This window comes from Flavobacterium sp. ACAM 123, assembly GCF_000264055.1.
Taxonomy (GTDB): Bacteria; Bacteroidota; Bacteroidia; order Flavobacteriales; family Flavobacteriaceae; genus Flavobacterium.
Map to the genome: position 1 here is coordinate 1 of NZ_AJXL01000191.1, position 3300 is coordinate 3300.

The following is a 3300-nucleotide window of genomic DNA, read 5'->3' on the forward strand; positions in this document are numbered from 1 at the left end:
AATTAATAACTTCCCCTTTTTTACTCATTTTGTAATAATTACTTCAATAAGCTAATTATTTGTGAAGCCAATTCTGTTCCTATTCTGTCTTGTGCTTCTCCAGTTGCAGCTCCAATGTGTGGAGTCAAGGAAATTTTAGGATTCATTAAGATTGTCATTTCTGGTTTTGGTTCGTTTTCAAAAACATCTAAACCCGCGAACAATACTTTTCCGCTGTCTAGCGCTTTCACTAATGCTACTTCATCGATAACACCACCACGTGCACAGTTTACAATACCTACGCCATCTTTCATGATAGCTAGTTCTTTTTCTCCAATGATATAACCATCTTGAGCGGGAACGTGTAAAGTAATAAAATCAGCATCTTTAAATAATGATTCTAATGATTGAGATATAATTGTTGTTGAGATGGACTGTCCGTCAAAAAATTCTACTTTAACGTCTACTTTATCAATATAACTGTCAGCAGCTATTACTTTCATACCTAATCCAAGAGCCATTTTTGCAGTGGCCTGACCAATACGACCAATGCCTACAATACCTAGAGTTTTACCTCTTAACTCGATGCCGTTAGCATATGCTTTTTTCAAACCGTCAAAGTTTGAATCTCCTTCAAGAGGCATTGTTCTGTTAGAGTCATGTAAAAAACGTACCCCAGAAAATAAATGAGCAAAAACTAATTCGGCCACAGATTCTGATGATGAAGCGGGAGTGTTGATAACCTGTATTCCTTTACTCTTAGCATAATCCACATCAATATTGTCCATCCCTACACCACCACGACCAATAATTTTCAATCCTGGGCAGGCATCAATAATATCTTTGCGGACTTTAGTAGCGCTTCTTACCAAAACCACGTCTACGTTGTTTTCGTTTACAAAGTTAGCTACTTGTTCTTGGGCTACTTTTGTTGTGATCACTTCAAATCCACCTTTTTCTAAAGCTAGAATTCCACTTTTTGAAATTCCATCATTTGCTAGTACTTTCATTTTTTTTAATTTAATGATTGAAGGTTTAAAAATTCAACCTGAATTGTTATGAACTAGATCGAATGTCTCTATTTGATTTTCATAAATCTTTGATTATTCAATCTTTTGATTTTTAAATTGATTTTTCCAAAGCTTGCATTACATCAACTAAAACTTGAACACTTTCTAATGGTAACGCATTGTACATAGATGCTCTGTAACCACCGACTGAACGGTGTCCAGGAAGTCCAGATATACCTGCTGCTTTCCACATAGCATCAAAAGCTTCAGCATGTGTCGTATCGTTTAATAAGAAAGTGGCATTCATGTTAGAACGGTCTTCAACCGCCGCCGCTCCCCTAAATAATGGGTTTCTGTCAATCTCAGTGTATAGTAAGGCTGCTTTTGCGTTGTTTAGTTTTTCTATAGCAGCAACTCCTCCAAGGTTTTTCAACCATTGTAAAGTCAATAAGGAGGCGTAAACAGGAAAAACAGCTGGTGTATTGTACATACTCTCTGCCTTAATATGTTTTTCATAATCCAATATACTCGGAATCGCCCTGCCTGATTTACCTAGAATTTCTTCTTTTACTATCACCAAAGTGGTTCCTGCTGGACCCATGTTTTTTTGAGCTCCTGCATAGATAATATCAAATTTTGAAAAGTCTAACACTCTGGAAAAAATATCAGAACTCATATCGCATACGATTGGCATGTCTAATGATGGAAATTCTTTTATTTGGGTTCCAAAAATGGTGTTGTTACTGGTACAGTGAAAATAATCTGCATCAGCAGGAACTATATATCCCTTCGGAATGTGATTGTAGTTTTCTTCTTTAGAAGAAGCAACAACAACAGTTTCTCCAAAAGGCTTAGCTTCTTTTATCGCACCAGCTGACCATGTTCCTGTATCAAGATAAGCTGCCTTACCGTTTTCTTTCATTAAATTATAAGGAACCATCAAAAACTCTAAACTGGCACCACCGGCCAGGAAAAGCGCTTGGTATCCTTTCCCTTCTAAGCCTAATAATTCAAGAGCAAGTGCCCTGGCTTCGTCCATAACGGCTACAAAGTCTTTACTTCGGTGCGAAATTTCTAAGATAGAGAGGCCGGAATCATTGAAGTTTAAAATGGCTTGTGCTGATTTTTCAAAAACTTCTTGCGGTAATATGCATGGTCCCGCGCTGTAGTTGTGTTTTTTCATGGTGTAGTTTATGTCCAAAAAATTAAAACACAAATCTCGGGAATAGGACTTTAAAAAGCGTTAATTATTTCGGAATTATTAAATATTTTTCCACTATGTTGTTAACAAAAACGAAATAGTATCTACATTATCTGCATAATCCCATAATTCAGGATGTTGTGTTTCCCCGAATTTGACACTGTTTTCGATCAGTTCGTTGCTTACGATACATTGAATTTGATGGGCTTCTTCCTCTAATTGCGTTTGCAACAAATTGATATCATCATAGAATTCATAAAACACGCTCGAAATAGGCGAGGCGTGACTTTTATCTTCTTTTAAGGTCAAGAATCCATTGTCTAACAGTTTAAAATTACTCATTAGAAAAACAGCCTTGTTATAATCGTAATTATTAGCATATTTTTCATAATGAATGACATCCTGATATTCAAAAATAGCTTCAAAAAAGGCATCAAAAGTGTATCCTTTGGGTACAAAAAGTTTAGAGACATTGCGACATCCTAAGCCAAAGTAGCGGAAGATATCTTCCCCTAAAGCGCTTAGTTGTGCTTGTGTTTCTTTTCCGTTTAAGACAGCAACTGAGTTTCGACTTTTTCTAATTATCGATGGCTTATCTTTAAAATAATATTCAAAATAACGAGCTGTGTTGTTGCTTCCGGTGGCTATTATGGCATCGAAATTTTCTAATTTGCCTTCTACAAAATTGATTTTATCTGCAAATTTTGGTTCAATCGCTATGATATATTTGGCTAAAAAGGGCAGCAGATGTTGGTCGTTAGAAGATGTTTTAACTAAAACAGTATGCCCAGTGATTATGACGGAAAGAAAGTCATGAAAACCGACTAAAGGGATGTTTCCTGCTAAAATTAAAGCGATATTTTTGGGTTTTGTTGTGTGAATGGTATAGGAGGAAAGCCATTGCTTCAAATTTTCTTCCGTAAGCGCTTCAGCCCACGATTGGATAGAAAAATAAACCTGTTCAGGAGTATACCATCCATTATGAGACTGCGATAATTTTATTAAATCAGTGAAAGCATCAAAAAACAGATGGTTGTGTAAAACGTCAAGTTTTTTAACCGTATTATCTTCAGAAAACTGGCTTAAGAATTTTCCTAATTCAACAAAAAC

At 36.0% G+C, this 3300-nt stretch carries 3 protein-coding genes; all 3 read right to left on the reverse strand.

Features of this window, described 5'->3' with window-relative positions; all coding sequences use genetic code 11:
* Positions 1–38: 38 nt before the first annotated feature.
* Positions 39–989, reverse strand: a complete 951-nt coding sequence (locus A3SG_RS0117980; protein ID WP_016991380.1) for a D-2-hydroxyacid dehydrogenase — start codon at positions 987–989, stop codon at positions 39–41.
* Between the two features lie 112 nt (positions 990–1101).
* Complete coding sequence (gene serC, locus A3SG_RS0117985) at positions 1102–2172, reverse strand: 3-phosphoserine/phosphohydroxythreonine transaminase (protein WP_016991381.1); 1071 nt, start codon at positions 2170–2172, stop codon at positions 1102–1104.
* A gap of 93 nt (positions 2173–2265) precedes the next feature.
* Positions 2266–3300 (reverse strand): acyl-CoA reductase (locus A3SG_RS0117990; RefSeq protein ID WP_016991382.1); only part of this gene is annotated, 1035 nt, incomplete at its 5' end.

What these genes read in the sequence shown, in the direction of transcription:
- serC (WP_016991381.1), bottom strand. Translation starts at nt 2,172, where the DNA reads ATGAAAAAACACAACTACAGCGCGGGACCATGCATATTACCGCAAGAA.
- A3SG_RS0117980 (WP_016991380.1), bottom strand. Translation starts at nt 989, where the DNA reads ATGAAAGTACTAGCAAATGATGGAATTTCAAAAAGTGGAATTCTAGCT.